Annotated in this window: 12 protein-coding genes and 2 pseudogenes; 4 read left to right on the forward strand and 10 right to left on the reverse strand. The window is 73.1% G+C overall.

What is annotated here, in order from left to right; genetic code table 11:
* Positions 1 to 123 precede the first annotated feature (123 nt).
* On the reverse strand, positions 124 to 2,964 hold the full coding sequence (gene leuS / locus KBX08_RS24395) for a leucine--tRNA ligase (RefSeq protein ID WP_210785715.1): 2,841 nt from the start codon (positions 2,962 to 2,964) through the stop codon (positions 124 to 126).
* A 404-nt stretch (positions 2,965 to 3,368) separates the two neighbouring features.
* On the opposite strand from leuS, the gene KBX08_RS24400 reads away from it, so the two are divergent.
* The 3 genes from KBX08_RS24400 to KBX08_RS24410 are packed head-to-tail and all read left to right on the forward strand — an operon-like array spanning position 3,369 to position 8,212.
* Positions 3,369 to 4,424, forward strand: coding sequence for a MoxR family ATPase (locus KBX08_RS24400; protein WP_091407670.1), 1,056 nt, complete (start codon positions 3,369 to 3,371; stop codon positions 4,422 to 4,424).
* A 1-nt stretch (position 4,425) separates the two neighbouring features.
* Complete coding sequence (locus KBX08_RS24405) at positions 4,426 to 5,724, forward strand: DUF58 domain-containing protein (protein WP_210785716.1); 1,299 nt, start codon at positions 4,426 to 4,428, stop codon at positions 5,722 to 5,724.
* A gap of 16 nt (positions 5,725 to 5,740) precedes the next feature.
* Positions 5,741 to 8,212 carry a DUF3488 and transglutaminase-like domain-containing protein gene (locus KBX08_RS24410; protein ID WP_210785717.1) on the forward strand — a complete coding sequence of 824 codons (2,472 nt, stop codon included), beginning with the start codon at positions 5,741 to 5,743 and terminating at the stop codon, positions 8,210 to 8,212.
* 324 nt (positions 8,213 to 8,536) lie between these two features.
* Here KBX08_RS24410 and KBX08_RS24415 read toward each other — a convergent pair whose 3' ends face one another.
* The 9 genes and pseudogenes from KBX08_RS24415 to KBX08_RS24455 all read right to left on the reverse strand — a co-directional run bounded on the left by KBX08_RS24415 (position 8,537) and on the right by KBX08_RS24455 (position 18,128).
* Positions 8,537 to 8,935: a DUF3040 domain-containing protein gene (locus KBX08_RS24415; RefSeq protein WP_030334542.1), complete on the reverse strand. Its 399-nt coding sequence runs from the start codon at positions 8,933 to 8,935 to the stop codon at positions 8,537 to 8,539.
* A 116-nt stretch (positions 8,936 to 9,051) separates the two neighbouring features.
* Positions 9,052 to 10,311 carry a DNA polymerase IV gene (locus KBX08_RS24420; RefSeq protein ID WP_210785718.1) on the reverse strand — a complete coding sequence of 420 codons (1,260 nt, stop codon included), beginning with the start codon at positions 10,309 to 10,311 and terminating at the stop codon, positions 9,052 to 9,054.
* Positions 10,312 to 10,373: 62 nt separating this feature from the next.
* Positions 10,374 to 11,321, reverse strand: a pseudogene (locus KBX08_RS24425) (alkaline phosphatase family protein); the annotation flags it as partial.
* Positions 11,301 to 11,499, reverse strand: a pseudogene (locus KBX08_RS24430) (SAM-dependent methyltransferase); the annotation flags it as partial. The pseudogenes KBX08_RS24430 and KBX08_RS24425, both read right to left, overlap by 21 nt.
* A gap of 75 nt (positions 11,500 to 11,574) precedes the next feature.
* Positions 11,575 to 11,751 carry a hypothetical protein gene (locus KBX08_RS24435; protein ID WP_167492956.1) on the reverse strand — a complete coding sequence of 59 codons (177 nt, stop codon included), beginning with the start codon at positions 11,749 to 11,751 and terminating at the stop codon, positions 11,575 to 11,577.
* A gap of 93 nt (positions 11,752 to 11,844) precedes the next feature.
* Complete coding sequence (locus KBX08_RS24440; RefSeq protein WP_210785719.1) at positions 11,845 to 15,228, reverse strand: error-prone DNA polymerase; 3,384 nt, start codon at positions 15,226 to 15,228, stop codon at positions 11,845 to 11,847.
* A gap of 33 nt (positions 15,229 to 15,261) precedes the next feature.
* Positions 15,262 to 16,875: a DNA polymerase Y family protein gene (locus KBX08_RS24445; RefSeq protein WP_210785720.1), complete on the reverse strand. Its 1,614-nt coding sequence runs from the start codon at positions 16,873 to 16,875 to the stop codon at positions 15,262 to 15,264.
* Positions 16,872 to 17,597 carry a hypothetical protein gene (locus tag KBX08_RS24450; RefSeq protein ID WP_210785721.1) on the reverse strand — a complete coding sequence of 242 codons (726 nt, stop codon included), beginning with the start codon at positions 17,595 to 17,597 and terminating at the stop codon, positions 16,872 to 16,874. The genes KBX08_RS24445 and KBX08_RS24450 overlap by 4 nt, the downstream gene beginning before the upstream one ends.
* Before the next feature lie 81 nt (positions 17,598 to 17,678).
* A complete protein-coding gene (locus KBX08_RS24455; RefSeq protein WP_007463070.1) occupies positions 17,679 to 18,128 on the reverse strand; it encodes an SAV_6107 family HEPN domain-containing protein in 450 nt (149 codons plus the stop codon).
* A 445-nt stretch (positions 18,129 to 18,573) separates the two neighbouring features.
* Here KBX08_RS24455 and KBX08_RS24460 point away from each other — a divergent pair, with 445 nt between their 5' ends.
* On the forward strand, positions 18,574 to 19,062 hold the full coding sequence (locus KBX08_RS24460; protein WP_210785722.1) for a YbaK/EbsC family protein: 489 nt from the start codon (positions 18,574 to 18,576) through the stop codon (positions 19,060 to 19,062).
* The last annotated feature ends 34 nt before the right edge of the window (positions 19,063 to 19,096 follow it).

The following is a 19,096-nucleotide window of genomic DNA, read 5'->3' on the forward strand; positions in this document are numbered from 1 at the left end:
TGCGGAGACCGGCGGGGGATACGCCGGAGAGCGTTATGACTCAGAGGCATATTTATGCCCCTGAGTCATAACGCTCACCGCGGTGCCCGCCTCCGTGGACGTCACGGTGCGTATCGCTCGCAGTCAGGCGACGACCGAGACCATCCGGCCCTTGACCACGATGACCTTGCGCGGTTCCTTCCCGTTCAGGGTCGCCGCCACCGCGTCCAGGGCCGCCGCGCGGACGACCTCCTCGGAGGCGTCGGCGGGGACCTCGATGCGACCACGGACCTTGCCGTTGACCTGCACCGGGTAGGTCACCGTGTCGGCCACCAGCAGCGCCGGGTCGGCGGTCGGGAAGTCCGCGTACGTCAGCGAGGTGTCGTGGCCCAGCTTGCGCCACAACTCCTCGGCCACGTGCGGGGCGAACGGCGCCACCATCAGCACCAGCGGCTCGGCCACCTCGCGGGGCGTGGCCGACAGTCGGGTCAGCCCGTTGGTCAGCTCGATCAGCTTGGCGATCGCTGTGTTGAACCGGATGCCGTCCATGTCGCCACGGACCCCGTCGATCACCTTGTGCAGCAGCCGGCGGGTCGCCTCGTCGGCCGGGTCCTCGGTGATCCGCAGGGCACCGGTCTGCTCGTCGACGACGGCCCGCCACACCCGCTGCAGGAACCGGTACGAGCCGACCACCGCCCGGGTCTCCCAGGGGCGGGAGACCTCCAGCGGGCCCATCGACATCTCGTACACCCGGAAGGTGTCCGCGCCGTAGGCGGCACACATGTCGTCGGGCGTCACCACGTTCTTCAGCGACTTGCCCATCTTGCCGTACTCGCGGTTGACCGCCAGGTCACCCAGGTAGTAGGCGCCGTCGCGCTCGAAGACCTCCTCGGCCTGCACGTAGCTGCCGCGCGAGTCGGTGTACGCGTACGCCTGGATCATGCCCTGGTTGAACAGCTTGCGGAACGGCTCGAACGACGACACGTGCCCCAGGTCGAACAGCACCTTGTGCCAGAACCGCGCGTACAGCAGGTGCAGCACGGCGTGCTCGGCGCCACCGACGTACAGGTCGGTGCCCCCGCAGTCGCCGTCGGCGCGCGGACCCATCCAGTACCGCTCGTTCTCCGCGTCGACGAACCGCTCGCTGTTTGTCGGGTCCAGGTAGCGCAGCTCGTACCAGCAGGAGCCGGCCCACTGCGGCATCACGTTGGTTTCCCGGGTGTAGCGCTTCGGTCCGTCACCCAGGTCCAGTTCGACCTCGACCCAGTCGCGCCGCCGCGACAGCGGGGTCTCCGGGTTGCTGTTGGCGTCGTCGGCCTCGAACGTCTTCGGGGAGAAGTCGTCGACCTCCGGCAGCTCGACCGGCAGCATCTCCTCCGGCAGGGCGATGGCCGCGCCGGTCTCGTCGTAGACGATCGGGAACGGCTCGCCCCAGTAACGCTGCCGGGAGAACAGCCAGTCGCGCAGCCGGTAGGTCACCGCGCCGGCGCCGTGCCCGTTCGCCTCCAGCCAGGCGATGATCGCCGCCTTGGCGTCGGCGACCCCCATGCCGTTCAGGTCCAGGCCGCGCTCGGGCGCGGCGCTGTTGATCGCCGGGCCGTCCCCGGTGTACGCCTTGCCGTCGAAGCCCTCCGCGGGCTGCACGGTACGGACGATGGGCAGCTCGAAGACCTCGGCGAACGCCCAGTCCCGCTCGTCCTGCGCCGGCACCGCCATGATCGCGCCGGTGCCGTAGCCGGCCAGCACGTAGTCGGCGATGAAGATCGGGATCTGCCCACCGGTGACCGGGTTGGTGGCGTACGCGCCGATGAAGACGCCGGTCTTCTCCTTGCTGTCGGACTGCCGCTCGACGTCGGTCTTGGCGGCCGCCGCCTTGCGGTACGCCTCGACGGCCTCCCGGGGGCTGGCGTGCCCGCCGGTCCAGGCGTCCCTCGTCCCGTCCGGCCAGCTGGCCGGCGCCAGCGCGTCGACCAGCTCGTGCTCGGGCGCCAGCACCATGTAGGTGGCACCGAAGACGGTGTCCGGGCGGGTCGTGAACACCCGCACCGGCGCCGCGCTGGTCGGGAAGTCGATGTGGGCGCCGATGGAGCGGCCGATCCAGTTGCGCTGCATCAGCTTGATCGGCTCGGGCCAGTCCAGGCTGTCCAGGTCGTCCAGCAGCCGGTCACCGTACGCGGTGATCCGCATCATCCACTGCTTCAGGTTGCGCTTGAAGACCGGGAAGTTGCCCCGCTCGGAACGGCCGTCGGCGGTGACCTCCTCGTTGGCCAGCACGGTGCCCAGCCCCGGGCACCAGTTCACCGGCGCCTGCGAGACGTACGCCAGGCGGTGGTCGTCGACGACCTGGCGGCGCTCGGCGACGCTCAGCTCGGCCCAGGCGCGGCCGTCCGGGGTGGGCCGGTTACCGCCCTCGAACTCGGCGATCAGCTCGGCGATCGGACGGGCCCGGTTGGCGTCGCGGTCGTACCAGGAGTTGAAGATCTGCAGGAAGATCCACTGGGTCCAGCGGTAGAAGTCGGTGTCGATGGTGGCCACCGAGCGACGCTCGTCGTGCGCCAGCCCCAGCCGGCGCAGCTGCGCCTTGTACCGCTCGATGTTCGCGACGGTGGTGGTCCGGGGGTGGGTGCCGGTCTGCACCGCGTACTGCTCGGCGGGCAGGCCGAACGCGTCGAAGCCCATCGCGTGCAGCACGTTGCGGCCGGCCATCCGCTGGTAGCGGGCGTAGCAGTCGGTGCCGATGTAGCCCAGCGGGTGGCCGACGTGCAGGCCCGCCCCGGAGGGGTACGGGAACATGTCCAGCACGTACAGCTTCTCCGCGCCAGCGCGTGGGTGGGTCGGGTCGGCCAGCGGGCCGGTCGGGTTCGGTGCGTGGAAGGTGCCCTCGCGCGCCCAGCTGTCCTGCCAACGAATCTCGATCTCGTCGGCCAGGGCCGCGGTGTACCGGAACGGGGGAATGTCGCCCGCCGGTGCGGCTGCCTCACTCATCGTCTCTCCTCGCTTCGCTTCGCTTCGTCTCGGCACCACCGGGCCGGGCCGGCGGCGGGCACAAAAAAGCCCCTCGCGCAGGAGGGGCCGCCGTGCTGTCGCTGGGTTCAGCGCATCAGCACGGCCCGGTAAGAAGCAGGAAGACTCCGGCCATGCCCCGCAGTGTACCTCTTCCACGGTTCGCCCTGCCCGGCCCCCGGGCGGTGTCGAACCCGTTCCCCCGAGCTGGCGAATATCGGTGCGTAACCGACGGACTACCTGCGGGGGTCGGCGATAACGACAAACATGGTTAGCCTGAGAGACTAGTGAGATTCCTGCGGCAAACGAGGCTCGACGTCGCGAACCCAACGGCGGGTCCAGGTGCTCTCTAGAGAGCTGCCGTGACGGCGACGAGGAGGAGGCCCGTGACACAACAGACCTGGGACGAGGTGGGCGGCCTGTTGCCGCACGACGAGTTCCGCGCCGCCAGCGAGGCCATCGTGGCCAACATCGAGCAGGTCATCGAGGGTAAGACCGCCACCGTGCGGCTCGCCCTGGCCGTCCTGCTCGCCGAGGGTCACCTCCTGATCGAAGACGTCCCGGGTGTCGGCAAGACCAAGCTTGCCAAGGCCCTCGCCCGGTCCATCGACTGCACAGTGCGACGGATCCAGTTCACCCCCGACCTGCTGCCCAGCGACGTCACCGGGGTCAGCGTCTACAACCAGGAGACGCACGACTTCGAGTTCCGCCCCGGTGCCGTGTTCGCCAACCTGGTGGTCGGCGACGAGATCAACCGGGCCTCGCCGAAGACCCAGTCGGCGTTGCTGGAGTGCATGGAGGAGCGGCAGGTCACCGTCGACGGGGTGACGTACCAGCTCCAGACCCCGTTCATGGTGATCGCCACCCAGAACCCGATCGAGATGGAGGGGACCTACCCGCTGCCGGAGGCGCAGCGCGACCGGTTCACCGCCCGCATCGCTATGGGTTACCCGGACTCCAACGCCGAGCTGGCCATGCTCGACGGGCACGGCGCCACCGACCCGCTGCACGAGCTGCGCGCGGTCTCCGACGCGGCCATCGTCCGGCAGCTGATCGCCACCGTCCGGCAGGTGCACGTGGCGGACGCGGTCAAGCAGTACGCGATCGACCTGGTCACCGCCACCCGCGAGGCCCCCGACCTGCGGCTCGGCGCGTCCCCCCGGGCGACCCTGCAACTGTTGCGCACCGCCCGGGCGGTCGCCGCCCTGGAGGGCCGCGACTACGTCCTCCCCGACGACCTGCAGGCCCTGGCGGTGCCGGTGCTCGCCCACCGGATCATCCCGACCGCCGACGCGCAGCTCGCCCGGCGCACCACCGACGCGATCGTCTCCGAGCTGGTGCACCGCCTGCCGCTGCCACACGACCGGCAGCGCAACCCGTACGACACCCGGCCCCCCGCCACCGGCAACGGTCGCGCACCCTACGAGCCGCGGAGGCCATGACGTGCGTGCCGGGCTGCGCGGGCTGACCACCCGCGGGCGGTCCTTCCTCGCCGCTGCGGTCGCGGCGGCGATCTCGGCCGGAATCCTCGGCGAGAAGGACCTGCTCCGGGTGGCTGTGCTGTTGGCCATCCTGCCGTTGCTGGCCGCCGCCTACGTCGGGCGGAGCCGGTACAAGCTGGCCTGCAACCGTTCCCTGGACCCGCACCGGGTTCCGGTCGGCGCCAACTCCCGGGTGGTGCTGCGCCTACAGAACCTGTCCCGGCTGCCGACCGGCACCCTGCTCCTGGAGGACCGGCTGCCCTACGCGCTGGGCAGCCGGCCCCGGGTGGTGTTGGAGCGGCTCGGCGCGCACCAGGCCAGCTCCGTGGCGTACACGGTGCGGGCCGACGTGCGGGGCCGCTACGACGTGGGCCCGCTGGTCGTCCGGATGACCGACCCGTTCGGCCTGTGCGAGCTCACCCGCTCCTTCCCCAGCACCGACCACCTGACGGTCATCCCGCAGGTCACCCCGCTGCCGTCGGTCCGGCTCCCCGGGGAGTACGCGGGCAGCGGCGACAGCCGGGCCCGCTCGGTGGCGGTGCACGGCGAGGACGACGCGGCGACCCGGGAGTACCGGCGCGGCGACGACCTGCGCCGGGTGCACTGGAAGTCCACCGCCCGCACCGGTGAGCTGATGGTGCGCCGCGAGGAGCAACCGTGGGAGAGCCGGGCCACCGTCGTCCTGGACACCCGGGCGTACGGCCACCGGGGCGAGGGGCCGACGGCCAGTTTCGAGTGGTCGGTCTCGGCCGCCGCGAGCATCGCCGTTCACCTGCGGCAGGCCGGTTACAAGTTGCGCCTGGTCACCGGCTCGGGGGCAGATGTGGACGCCTCCGAGGCCGGCGGGGACGGTGCGCTGCTCGACCACCTCGCGGAGGTCCGACTGGATCAGCGCGCCGAGGTCACCGGCCTCGTGCAGCGGGTCCGCCAACGCGCCGACGGCGGTCTGATCATCGGCCTGTTCGGCACGGTGAGCGTCGCCGAGGCGGAGCTGCTGGCCGGGCTGCGGGGCAACGGCGCCACCTGTGTCGGCTTCCTCCTGAACAGCTCCACCTGGCTCAGCCTGCCGGAGAAGGCGCGGGCCGAGGCGGAGCACGCCCACGCCGCCGCCGTCCTCGCCATGTTGCAGAGTGGCTGGCGGGTGGTCGGCGTCGACCACGGCGGCCGGCTGCCGGCGCTGTGGCCGCAGGTCGGTCGGGGCGCCCAGGGGTTCGCCCTGCGGGCCGCGCTGGCCGAGACGGTCGCCGGCGGTGTGCGATGAACGGAAGGTTCTCCGCATGATCAGCACTCGGAACATCGGCATGGTGGCGGCCGCTGCCACGCTGCTGGCCGCCGCGCCGCTGTCGGCCATCTTCCAGGGCTGGACGTGGTTGATCGAGTCCATCATCGCGGTCGCCGTGGTGGCCGGGGTGGCCGCGCTGACCCGCCTTGCCCGGGCACCTCTGTGGGGTCAGGTGCTGGGCATGCTGGCCGGCCTGATGCTCGCCCTGACCTGGTTGTTCCCCAGCGGCCAGGAGCTGTTCGCGATCCTGCCCACCCCGGGCACGTTCGCGTACTTCGGGGACCTGCTCGCCGGCTCCATGCAGGACATGCGCTCGTACGGGGTCGAGGTCCCGGACACCGACCCGCTGCTGTTCATCGCCGTGCTCGGCGTCGGCGGGGTCGCCGTGCTGGTGGACGTACTGGCCGTGGGGCTGCGCCGGCCCGCGCTGGCGGGGCTGCCGATGCTCGCCATCTACTCGGTGCCGGTCGCCGTCTACGTGGACAGCGTCCCCGCGGTGCCGTTCGTGGTGGGCGCCGCCGGTTACCTCTGGCTGCTGGTCACCGACAACGTCGACCGGGTGCGCCGCTTCGGGCGCCGGTTCACCGGTGATGGCCGTGACGTCGACGTGTGGGAGGCCTCTCCGCTGGCGTCCGCCGGCCGTCGGCTCGCGGCGGTCGGGGTGGCCCTGGCGGTGGTGCTGCCGCTGGCGGTGCCCGGCATGACCGGCGGGCTGCTCGACTCGCTCAGCCGAGGGCCGGGCAACGGCACCGGCAACGGGTCCGGCTCGGGGGGCACGTCGGGTCGGATCGACCTTTTCGCCTCGCTCGCCGGCCAGCTCAACCAGTCCCAGGTGGCCGACCTGGTGAAGGTGAAGACGTCCGAGCAGAACCCGTTCTACCTGCGCTACGCGGTCGCCGACGAGTTGCGCCCCGCTGGTTTCCAGGCGCGCAGCCCCAGCGGCAGGTCGGTCAACCGGGACCTGCCGAACCCGGCCGACCGGGCCGGGCCAGGCGTGCGGCAGGCCACCTACCAGGCGACCGTCGAGGTCACCAAGAGCCTGAGCATGTCGCTGATGCCGGTGTACGCCGAACCGACCCGCGCCGACGACCTCAGTGACAACTGGCTCTACGACGCCAACCAGCAGGTCGTCTTCTCCAACCGGGAGAACTCCCGCGGTCGGAAGTACTCCTTCGACTACGTTCGCTCGACCTTCACACCCGACGCGTTGCGGACCGCGAAGCCGCTGCCTACCGAACACCCCGTACGCCGACAGATGACCGCGACCCCCGGGCCGGTGCCCGAGGTGGAGGAGCTGGTCAAGGGGCTGATCCAGGGCAAACGCACTGACTACGACCGGGTGCTGTCGATCTACCAGCACTTCTCGGCGGACAACGGTTTCAGCTACCGGTTGAGCACCGAGAGCGGCAGCAGCGGTCAGGACATCGTCAACTTTCTGACCAACAAGGTCGGCTACTGCCAGCAGTACGCCGCCGCGATGGCCTGGCTGGTCCGCTCGGCCGGCATCCCGGCCCGGGTGGCTTTCGGGTTCACCAACGGCAGCAAGCGCGACGGTGACACCTTCACGCTGACCAATCTCAACCTGCACGCCTGGACCGAGGTCTACTTCGACGGGGCTGGTTGGGTGCCGTTCGACGCCACCCCGGCGTACGGGGTGCCCGGCTCCACCCGGTCGGCCTGGGCACCGGACACTGACGCGCCGGAGGAGCCCAGCCCGAGCAGCGGCGCCACCAGCGCCCCGACGGACCCGGGCGCCTCGACGGAGTCGACCGGCCCGGACAACGCCGACCGGGACACCGACGACGGGCTCTCTCTCGGCGGGACGACGCCGAACGAGCAGCCACCGGTCTGGCCGTGGTGGGCAGCGGGCCTGGTGGCCCTGCTGGTGCTGCTCGCGGTGCCCGCGCTGCGCCGGATGGCCCTGCGCCGCCGACGCAGTGGCCGCGCGGCGAGCGGGGCGATGGTCTCCGCGAGGGTCGACGGCGGCAGCGAGCCGGGGGCACGTCCGGTGGTGGTCAGCGCGGACGCCAACCGCGCCCGCGCGGACGCGCACGCCGCCTGGGCGGAGCTGCTCGACACGCTTGTGGACTTCCGGGTCCCGGTCGATCCGACCGAGACGCCCAGGGCGACAGCGGACCGGCTTGTCCGGGACTCCCTCGACGATGACGACGCGATCGGGTCGGCGCGGCTGCTCGGCCGGGCGGAGGAGCGGGCCCGCTACGCGCGGGATCCGCTGACCGGTGAGGGGTTGCTGCCGGCGCTACGCGCGGTCCGTGCGGCGCTCGCGACACGGGCGGACCGACGGACCCGCCTGCTCGCCGCCGTGCTGCCGCCCTCGGTGCTGCTGCGCTGGCGCACCGCCATGGCCGACAGGTCCGGCCGGATGGTGGCGCTCACCGGGCAGGCCCGGTACCGGCTGCTGCGGTGGAACCCTCGACGGCTGCTGGCCGACCGGGCCGCTCGCTGACCGACCAGTTCCAGGTCCGTGGGGCGGCGGCCACCACCGCCGCCCCACCCGCCTCAGCTGCCGCCACCCTAGGTCGTGCTCGATCCAGGAGATAGGCCCTTCCCGGGCGCACGATGCCACTACATCCAGGACCGAGCACGATCATGCGCAGAGTGGTCGCTCCTCGGTGAGGTGCTTCTGCGGGTCGGGGCATCCCTGCGGAGAGCGCGCAACGGCAGAGGGCGCGCAACGGCAGAGGGCGCGCGGATACGACGGAGGTCGCCGGGGGCTGTGCCCGGCGACCGCTCGTCGCGGCGTACGGCCCGCCTCAGCGGCGGGACCGGCTCAGCGGTGCCCCTCCGGGCGCTGCCGCCACCTGTCCTCCATGCGGTCCAGGATTGACGACCGGCGACCGGATCGGCCACCGCGGGGACGACGACGACTCGTCGTGCCGCCCACCACGTGCAGGTCGGGTGACTGCGCCCGCCGGTGCGACTGCACCGCGAACGCCGCCGACGCCAGCATGACGACGAAGCCCGCCACCGCCAGTGGTGGAGTCTTGATCACCGCGCCATAGACCAGTAGAGCCAAGCCAGCGATGATGACGCCGGCGGCGACGAGCAGGCGACGCCGCGCATGGAAGCGCGGATCGCTGGCGCGCACGGCCGAGGCGAATTTGGGGTCCTCGGCAAGCGACCGCTCGATCTGCTCGAACAGCCGCTGCTCGTGCTCCGAGAGCGGCACGGCACTCCTCCCCGGTCACGTTGGTCGGGCCCACTCGGGCCGACAGACCGTGGCAGCCAACCGGCTGCTTACCCGCAAGTCTACGAGGGGGGTCGCGCGTCGGAAAGCGGGACGACCTATGGGCGGGGTGGATTTTCGTTTCGACGGGGATCACGGTCGCCCATCAGACTGGCCGGACCTATGACGGACCGCCCGAAACGGGCAGCGGCGGCGTCCGCGGCAGCTTCCGCTTCGCGCCAGCCACGCTCGGGCGCGCCGAGGGTGAGTTGCCGGGGAGCGCCCTGCGCCGAGGCGAGCCCTTCCACCCGGACACCGACGAGGCGGATCCGCTCGCCAGGGTCCAACGCGGTATAGAGCGCCCAGACCGTGTCGAACATCTCGCGGGCGGTGTCGGTGGGAACGTCGAGGGTGCGAGATCGGCTGACGGTGCGGAAGTCGGCCAGCCGGACCTTGAGCGAGACGGTGCGCCCGACCTGCCCGGAGCCGCGCAACCGGACACCGACCTTCGCGCTGAGCGCGAGCAACGCACGGCGGATCTCCAACGGGTCGGCCACGTCGACGTCGAAGGTCACCTCGGCGCCGATCGACTTGTCGACGTGCTCGGGGCTGACCCCGCGCGGGTCGCGCCCCCAGGCCAACTCGTGCAGGTGGGATGCCGAGGCGGCACCGACGGCCCGGCGGAGCATGCCCACCGGTGCCTCGGCGAGGTCGCCGACGGTGGTCAGGCCGAGCCGGCGTAGCGCCTCGGCGGCGCGCTCCCCCACCCCCCACAGGGCGTTCACCGGCAGCGGGTGCAGGAAGTCGAGCACCTGCCCCGGGGGCACGACCAGCAGGCCGTCCGGCTTGGCCCGGGTGGAGCCCAGCTTGGCCACGAACTTGGTCGGCGCCACCCCGACCGAGCAGGTCAGCGCCTGCTCGTCGGCGACCCGGCGACGGATCAGCCGGGCGATGGTGGCCGGAGAGCCGAAGAGCCGCCGGGCGCCGGTCACGTCGAGGAACGCCTCGTCGAGGGAGAGCGGCTCGACCAGCGGCGTGACGTCCCGGAAGATCTGCATGACGGCCCGGGAGGCGGCCGTGTAGGCGGAAAAATCCGGTGGCAGGTAGACCGCGTGGGGGCAGCGGGCCCGGGCCTGACTGGTCGGCATCGCGCTGCGGACGCCGTACCGGCGGGCCTCGTAGCTGGCCGAGCTGACCACCCCGCGCGGGCCGACACCGCCGACGACCACCGGTCGGCCGCGCAGCTCGGGGCGGCGGCGCACCTCGACGGCGGCGAAGAAGGCGTCCATGTCGACGTGCAGGATCGGGCTGGCGGAGTCGTCGGCGTCCGGCCCGAAGCGTGGATCGTCGCCCCGGGGCAACGACTGGCTGCGGCCCATCCCGGCAGGTTAACCCGGGGGTACGACACCACCATCGGCCAGTGGGCCGAACCGTCCCCGGGTCAGCCCCGGACGACCAGCAGCGGCACTGTCAGCTCCGCGGCGGTGTCCGACCCGTGGTAGGCCACCAACTTCGACGCCATCGGCCGCTCGGTGCGACTGGCCATGACCGCGTACGTGTCGTTGCAGATCACCACCACGTCGCCGATCCGGCCGAGGTGCTCCTCGGGCACCGGCCCGAACCAGCCGGTGGCCACCACCTCGTCGCGGGTGCGTACCCGGGCCGTGGCGCCCAGCGCCTCCGACCAGGCGGCCCGCACGTCGTCGACCGCGCCCGGCTCGACGTGCAGGTAACGCACCCGGGCCTCGCCGGCCACCAGCCGCACGCCGGCGCGCAGTCGCGGATCGGTGTCCAGGTCGAAGCGGTGCGCGGCAGGGATGTCGAGCTGCCCGTGGTCGGCGGTCACCAGCAGCGCCGCGTCCGGCGGCAGCCCGTCGACCAGGCGGGTGACCAGGGCGTCCACCTCGGTGGCGGCGACCCGCCAGGGTGCCGAGTCGACGCCGCTGACGTGGCCGTGCCGGTCCAGGTCGGCGTGGTAGCCGGAGACCAGTGTGGGCCCGGCCCCGGCGGCCAGCGCGGCCAGCATGGCGGTGGCCACCGCGTCCCCACCGGCGGCGCCCCGGAAGTCGCCACCCCGGTTGGCGGCCAGTGTCAACCCACTGCCGCCGAACTCCGGACGACTCACCACGCTCGTCGTCACCCCGGCGGCGCGGGCCCGCTCCAACTGGGTGGGCACCGGCTGCCAGCGCAGCGGCGACGGATCGGCGGCCCAGTCGGTGTGGGTGAGCACCCGATCGGTGCCGGGCACCCGCACTGTGAAGCCGAGCACCCCGTGTGCGCCCGGCGCGACACCGGTGCCCAGCGACACCAGGCTGGTCGGGGTGGTGGACGGGAAGCCGGCGATGAGCGGCCGGGCCACAGTCGCGGCGAGCCCGGCGATGCCCGGCGCGGGCCAGCGGAACGGCGAAACCGCCGGTGCCACCGCCCACGTCCAGCACTGTGAGCTCGGCGTCGCCGCGCCGGTCCAGCTCGGCGCGGAGCACCGACCAGATCACGGCGGTACGGGGTGTCAGCGGCGGCTCGGCGAACCGGCCTCGGGTCTGCTCCACCCGGTCGAGCCTAGTCACCCGGCCCGGTGGTGGTGCGAGCGTGTGGCGGGGGCGCCCACCACACGCCCGATCGGTGCGTGGTGCGGCGGCCGGTCAGGCCTCGGTGCCCTCGGCCTCGTCCTCCGCCCGGGACCGGCGCTCGTTGGCCACCGGACCGTTTGTCACCTCGTACTCGCGGGGGTCGGCGAGGTGCGACGGCACCCAGCCGGTGCCCAGTCGGGTCCGCCGGGCGTTGGCGATTCCACCGGTGTACGCGTGATTTCCCGTCACTGTCGTTCCCCCTCACGGATCACGGGCCGCTCTGCCCGCTCGGAACGAGTCTCCCGCTCGACGGCTCGGGAAACCGTAATGTGGATCACTGAATCAGCGGAAGTCACGGGAGGCGGGGCTGACCGGTGGCTCGATGGCGTCCAGGCGGTCGGCGACCAGGTTGGTCACCCCCTCGTGCCGCTGCAACCGCCCCCGGACCACCAGCGCGGCGCTGGTCCGCGCCACCCGCCGGTAGCGCTGCCACAGCCCCGGCGAACAGGTGACGTTGAGCATCCCCGTCTCGTCCTCCAGGTTGAGGAAGGTGACCCCGCCCGCGGTCGCCGGGCGTTGCCGGTGGGTGACGATGCCACCGACCCGGATCCGCTGCCCCGGCTCCACCCGGCCGAGCCGGGCGATCGGCACCGCGCCGAGCACGTCGAGCTGAGCCCGGATGAACCGGGCGGGGTGGCTCTCCGGCGACAACCCGGTGGCCCACACGTCGGCGACCAGCCGGTCCACCGCCTCCATCCCGGGCAGCGTGGGCGCCGCCGCGCCGGTCACCGTGCCCGGCAGCCGACCCGGCCGGTCCGGGGCCGCCGCGCCGGCGGCCCACTGCGCCTGCCGCCGGGTCAGCCCGAAACAGGCGAAGGCGTCCGCGGTGGCCAACGCCTCCAGCTGCGCGGCGGTGAGACCGAGCCGCCGGGCCACATCCGGCATGTCCCGGTACGGCCCACCGGCGACCCGTTCGGCCTCGATCCGTTCGGCCACGTCGGCGCCGAGGGTCCGCACACCGGACAGGCCGAGCCGGACGGCGGGACCGCCCAGCCCCCAGGCGTGCGGCGGCTCCCCCGGCCCGCTGCCCCACCGGGTCTCCGGGGTGGACTCCAGCACCGCCAGAGCCCCGCTGGCGTTGATGTCCGGACGACGGACCTCCACCCCGTGCCGGCGGGCGTCGTCGACAAGGGTCTGCGGCGAGTAGAAACCCATCGGCTGGGCGTTGAGCAGCGCGGCCAGGAACGGCGCGGGGTGGTAACGCTTGAGCCAGGAGCTGGCGTAGACCAGGTAGGCGAAGCTCATCGCGTGGCTCTCCGGGAAGCCGTAGCTGGCGAACGCGGTGAGCTTGCGGTAGACGTCGTCGGCCAGCTCACCGGTGATGCCCCGCTCGGCCATCCCGGCGTAGAGCCGGTCGGCGATCCGGGTCATCCGCTCGACCGACCGTTTGGCGCCCATCGCCCGGCGCAACTGGTCGGCCTCGGCCGCGTCGAAGCCGGCCAGGTCGATGGCGAGCTGCATCAGCTGCTCCTGGAACAACGGCACACCCAGGGTCTTCTCCAGGGCGTTACGCATCAATGGGTGCGCGAAGGTCACCGGCTCCTGGCCGTTCTTGCGACGGATGAACGGGTGCACCGATCCGCCCTGGATCGGGCCGGGGCGGATCAGCGCCACCTCGACCACCAGGTCGTAGAACTCGCGGGGCTTGAGTCGGGGCAGGGTGGCCATCTGGGCCCGACTCTCCACCTGGAACACCCCGACCGAGTCGGCCCGGCAGAGCATGTCGTAGACCTCCGGGTCGTCCAGGGTCATGTCGCCCAGGTCGAGCCGGGACCCGATCATGTCGTAGCCGTAGTGCAGGGCGGAGAGCATGCCCAGGCCGAGCAGGTCGAACTTGACCAGGCCCACCGCGGCGCAGTCGTCCTTGTCCCATTGCAGGACGCTGCGCCCGGGCATCCGCCCCCACTCCACCGGGCAGACCTCGATCACCGGCCGGTCGCAGATCACCATGCCGCCGGAGTGGATGCCCAGGTGTCGCGGGAACGTCTGCAACTCGTTGGCGTACTCCACCACCTGCTCGGGGATGTTCTCGACATCGACAGTGGCGACCGAGCCCCACCTGTCGATCTGCTTGCTCCAGGCGTCCTGCTGCCCCGGCGAGTAGCCGAACGCCTTGGCCACGTCCCGCACTGCCGACCGGGGCCGGTAGGAGATGACGTTGGCGACCTGGGCGGCGTGCTCCCGGCCGTAACGGGTGTAGACGTGCTGGATCACCTCCTCCCGGCGGTCGGACTCGATGTCCACGTCGATGTCGGGTGGACCGTCCCGTTCCGGGGCGAGGAACCGCTCGAAGAGCAGTTGGTGCCGGACCGCGTCCACATTGGTGATCCGCAACGCGTAGCAGACCGCCGAGTTGGCCGCCGAACCCCGACCCTGGCAGTAGATGTCCTGGTCACGGCAGAACGTGACGATGTCGTAGACCACCAGGAAGTAGCCGGGGAAACCCAGCTCCTCGATCATGTTCAGTTCGTGGTCGAGTTGCGCGTACGCCGTCGGGTGCGCCTGCGGCGGCCCGTAGCGCTCGTGTGCCCCGTCAGCTGTCAGCTTCCGCAGCCAGCTCATCTCCGTGTGCCCCGGCGGCACCGGGTACGCCGGTAGCTGCGGCGCGACGAGCTGGAGGTCGAAGGCCAACTCGGCGCCGAACTCGGCGGCCCGCGCCACCGCACCCGGGTACGCGGCGAACCGGGCCGCCATCTCCGCGCCGCTGCGCAGGTGGGCGGTGGCCGCCGCGGGCAACCAGCCGTCGATCTCGTCCAGGCTGCGGCGGGCCCGGACCGCGGCGACGGTGGTGGCCAGCCGACGCCGGCCGGGGCTGGCGTAGTGCACGTTGTTGCTGGCCACAGTCGGCAACCCGGCCGCGGCGGCCAGCTCGGCGAGCGCGTCGTTACGGTCGGCGTCGATGGGATGGCCGTGGTCGGTCAGCTCCACGGCCACCGTCTCCGCGCCGAAGAGCGCTGTCAGCCGGTCCAACTCGCGGGCCGCCGCGTCCACCCCCTCGGTGAGCAGTGCCCCCGGCACGTGCCCCTTGCGGCAGCCGGTCAGCACCAGCACATGGTCACGCAGCTCGGCGGCGACCTCCTCCAGGTCCCCGTAGTCCGGGCGGCCCTTCTCCCCGCCGCGCAGCTGGGCGCGGGCGATGGTGGTGGCCAGCCGGGCGTACCCCTCGTGGCCGTGCGCGAGCACCAGCAGGTGCGCGCCGTGCGGGTCGGGCTCGCCGTTCTGCGGGCCGGGCAGGCCGAGGGACAGCTCCGCGCCGAAGATGGTCGGCAGGCCCAGCGTACGAGCCGCCTCGGCGAAGCGGACCACCCCGTAGAAGCCGTCGTGGTCGGTGACGGCGAGCGCGGTGAGCCCCAGCCGGGCCGCCTCCTCGGCCAGCTCCTCCGGGTGGCTGGCGCCGTCGAGGAAGCTGAAATTGGTGTGCGCGTGCAGCTCCGCGTAGGGCACCACGCCGTCGGGGCGGATCAGCTCCGGTGGCTGGTACTGCTCGCGGCGGCGGCTCCACGCCGGGGAGTCGCCGCCGTCGGCGTCCACGGCGAGCGGATCCACCACGTGCAGGTGCCGCTCCTCGCGCGACCGACCGCCGCCCGACCGGCCGGAGCCGCTGGCCCGCCCGGAGAGCACCCGCTCCAGCTCCGACCAGGGCATCTTCGGGTTGTGGAAGCTCATCGAGCATCCGCCTCCGACCTGGGGAGCACCGGCTCAGTCATAGATTGCCTCCACCAACCACTGCCCGGCCTCGACGGCCAGCAGCAGGGCGGCGCCGTCGGCCAGGCTGACCTGGAACCGGGCCCGGCGGCGGGCCTCGACCGGCGCCCACCACCGCTCGTCCACCGGCCACGGGCCGGCCCAGCCCACGATCTCCGCCGGCTGACCGGTGCCGACCACCAGCCGAGCCGGTGGGGCACTCACCGCCAACCGCGCGCTGATCACCACCGGCTCGCCGGCGGCGTCGTGCACCGTCGCCGCGAGCGGGCTGGGCAGCACCACCGCCGGCGCGGGCGCCGGCAGCCGGCCCGGCCACGGCGGAACCCCGCCTGCACCCCGGCCGGTGGCCGGGTCGGCGCCGGCATCGGCCGGCGGACCAGGACGGGCGGGGACGCGTTCGTCGCCCCACGGCACCAGTCGCACCTGGTCGGCCGGGGAGCGCCCACCACCGAGCACCGCGGTGACCACCGCTTCCGGGCCGAGGATGCCCTGCACCCGGCTCAACGCCCGGTGCGCGCGTTCCCGTTCCTCGCCGGTCTCCCCCCAGAGCCCGGCCTGCAGACCGGCCTGGGCGATCACCCCGTCCGGGATCAGTCGCAGCCGGATGATGCCGGCCGTCGGTCGGGCCGGCCGGGCACCGGCGCGGCCGTTGCTGCCGGAGAGCCACCCGTCGAGCTGCCAGCGCACCCGGTCGGCGATGGCCGCGGCGGTGAGCAGGCCATCGTGCCGCCACACCCGGTGCAACTCCTGCCCGTGCTCGGTCACCGCCTCGATGCCGAGCCGGGTGCAGGCCAACCCGTGCCCGGCCAGCCGTTCGTGCAGCCGCTCGGCCAGCGCCCGGGCCACGAACGCCGCCGCGTCGACCCGGTCGATCGGCTCGTCGTGCTCGGCGGTCACCGTCAGGTCGGCCGGCGGCTGTCGGACGGCGAGTGGGCGGTGGTCCCGCCCGGCGGCCAGCCGGTGGGCCAGCGCACCGTCGAACCCGAACCGGGCCAGCTCGTCGCCGGCCGGCAGGGCCGCGAAGTCGCCGAGGGTGCGTACCCCCAGCCGACGCAGCAGGTCGGCCAGCGCCGACCGGCCGAGCGCCTCGACCGGCAACCCGGCCAGGAACTCCGGTGTCCCACCCGGTGCCACCACCCGGCCAGCGCGAGCGGCCAACCCGGCCGCGAACACCCCGTCGGCGATGCCGACCTGGCTCTCCACCAGGCACGACTGCGCCACGTGTTCGATGATCCGCTCAGCGGCCGCCTCCTCACCGCCGAGGTAACGGCCCGGCCCCCGGGCGGCCACCGCGCAGGCACCCGGACGGACCACCTCGACACCGGCGACCAACTCCTCCACCGCGGCGACCACCGGCTCGAACGCCCGGGCGTCCCGGCCGGGGTCGTACTCCACGACGGTGAGCTGCGGGCAGCGCCCCTGCGCCTCCCGCTTGCGCAGCCCTCGACGCACCCCCTCGGCGCGGGCCCGCTCGGAGCAGGCGACCACCCGATTGGCGTGCAGCACGGCGACCGGGCCGGTCGCCGGCACCCCGTCGACGATCTCGGCGGCGAGCACCGGCCAGTCCGGGCACCACAGCAGCAGCGTGCGCGCCGGCGCGCCGGTCACCCCCGACCGACCAGCGCGAGTGGCGCGGCCGATCGGCCCACGGGCGACGGCAGCGCACGAGGGATCACCCGGGTCAGCTCGTCACCCGGGAGCCAGACCTTGATCTCCTTGGGCCGGGCGGCCGCCCCGCGCCCGCGCGCCGAAACGGTGATCTCCCGGCGGCGCAACCGCCCCCGACCCAACCCGAGACCCTCCCAGACTCCCCGGACCACCTGCAGCGTCACGTCCGCGCCGTCCCACCGGCCGTACGGGACGCGCCCGCTGCCGCGCTGCCGGGCCCGGGCTGCCAACCGGGTGGCGACCGAGGCGGAGACCGAGGCCGGCACTGTGGTGACCACGACGTCCACCCCGTCGATCAGCGCGGCGACAACTGTGGCCCACTCGGGGCCGGGGTTCGGCACCAGGGCCAGCCGGTCCAGGGCGATGCCCAGCTCAGCCGCCGCGCCCGCACCGAACGTCGGCACCCCGACCACGGCGCACCACGAGCCGGCCCGGGACGCCTCGGCGAGCAGGGCCAGCATCAGCGAGGTGCCACCGCTGCGGCGGGGCTGGCCGGCGGCGACAGCGATGGTGCTGCCCCGGCGCAGGCCCCTGTTGGGCAGCAGACCCGTCAGCTCGGGCACCACCGGCAGCACCCGGTGGCCACCGACTGGGTCGGGCGCGCTCGCCGGGCGCACCAGATCGGCCAGCGCGGCGGAACCGACCACCATGCGGCCCGCCATTGGACCAACTCCCCCGTCGTTGCTGTGGATCAGATCAGGACCGGCACGCCGTGCCCACGGGCGCCCGGTGGCACGGCGGGATCAGGCGGCGAGGCCGTCCAGGGCCGGTTGGTGGGCCACGCCGAGCGCGGTTTCCACCACCGTGACGAACTGTTCGGCAGCGCGGAGCAGATCGTCGGCCTCCCGGGCGCTGACCACCCGGGGGATGCCGGCCTCGGCGGCGGCGCGCTTGCTGGCCCCCGCGGCGAAGAACCGGGACCACTCGTCGAGCTCCGGAGCGACGGCGCAGAGGAGGACCCAGACGCTGGTGATCCGGTTGCGTCGACTCGGCGCGGGTCGGGCCCGGGCGGCGAGCAGGGCCGCCGCCGCGCGCAGGGCAGCAAGGTGGGCAGCCGCGTAGCGCAGACCGTCAGGTCGGGTCTGGCCGGCCTCGACCAGCCCACGGCGGGCCAACGTGAGGAGTTGGGCGGGGGTGCGGTGCGGCAACACGTGCGCCGGCACCGTCGGTGCCTGAGCCGGGTTGGTCGGCATGGATGTCTCTCCTCCACGTGGCCGAGACGCCACTGCGGCGGCTGATGCCGCCGACGAGACGCCGAGGTCGGGGTGGTGCGGAGGAAGACGCACCGGGTGTGGCCGGCCGGGTGTGGATGCTTCCCCACACCACACCCGGCCGGCGGACCGGCGGGTGCGTCGCCCGCCGCCCGGGGGTCGTGGGCGGCGGGCAACGCTCCTGCCTGTTGGGACCAGGCTCGCGACTGCCCGGAAACCCAGGTGCGGCCCGCGGAGCCGCACCGCCCGGAGGTGGCGCCGCGAAACGCCGCGCTCCGGCTGGTTGGAACGGGCGTTCGAGGCAATCGAACACTCGTTCTAACTGCTGCTGACAGTACACCTCCCCTCCGACGAAAATGCAACGTGTGACGCGCCGAGCGTGCCGGCCGGCTGAACCGGCCACCAGCGGACCGGGAAGAATGGCGGGATGCAGCCACACCCGAACGTACGGGCGGTGCAGGACGCGCTCACCGCCGCCGGCACTCTCGACGGCGCCGGTGAGCCCAGCATGGTCCGTCTGCTGCCCGACGCGGTGCACACCGCCTCGGCGGCCGCCGAGGCACTCGACGTCGAGGTCGGCCAGATCGCCAACTCACTGATCTTCGACGCGGACGACACTCCGCTGCTCGTCCTCACCTCTGGCGCACACCGGGTCGACACCGCCGGCCTGGCGGCATCGATCGGCGTCACCCGACTGCGCCGGGCCACCCCGGAGTTCGTCCGGGCCCACACCGGGCAGCCGATCGGCGGGGTCGCCCCACTCGGGCACCCGCACCCGCTACGCACCCTGGTGGACACGGCGCTGGCGGCGTACCCGGAGATCTGGGCCGCGGGTGGCGTACCCCAGGCGGTCTTCCCGACCACCTACCCCGAGCTGTTGCGGGTCACCGCCGGCATCCCGGCCGAGGTGGCGTGAGCGAGCGGAGCGAGCGAACCAGCGGGCACAGCAA

This window comes from Micromonospora sp. H61, from assembly GCF_018070325.1.
Classification (GTDB): Bacteria; Actinomycetota; Actinomycetes; order Mycobacteriales; family Micromonosporaceae; genus Micromonospora; species Micromonospora salmantinae.

Coding starts and splice junctions, on each gene's coding strand:
- KBX08_RS24420 (WP_210785718.1), bottom strand. CDS start 10,311: ATGGGCCGCAGCCAGTCGTTGCCCCGGGGCGACGATCCACGCTTCGGG.
- KBX08_RS24455 (WP_007463070.1), bottom strand. CDS start 18,128: ATGCCGACCAACCCGGCTCAGGCACCGACGGTGCCGGCGCACGTGTTG.
- KBX08_RS24410 (WP_210785717.1), top strand. CDS start 5,741: ATGATCAGCACTCGGAACATCGGCATGGTGGCGGCCGCTGCCACGCTG.
- KBX08_RS24440 (WP_210785719.1), bottom strand. CDS start 15,228: ATGAGCTTCCACAACCCGAAGATGCCCTGGTCGGAGCTGGAGCGGGTG.
- KBX08_RS24460 (WP_210785722.1), top strand. CDS start 18,574: ATGCAGCCACACCCGAACGTACGGGCGGTGCAGGACGCGCTCACCGCC.
- leuS (WP_210785715.1), bottom strand. CDS start 2,964: ATGAGTGAGGCAGCCGCACCGGCGGGCGACATTCCCCCGTTCCGGTAC.
- KBX08_RS24450 (WP_210785721.1), bottom strand. CDS start 17,597: ATGGCGGGCCGCATGGTGGTCGGTTCCGCCGCGCTGGCCGATCTGGTG.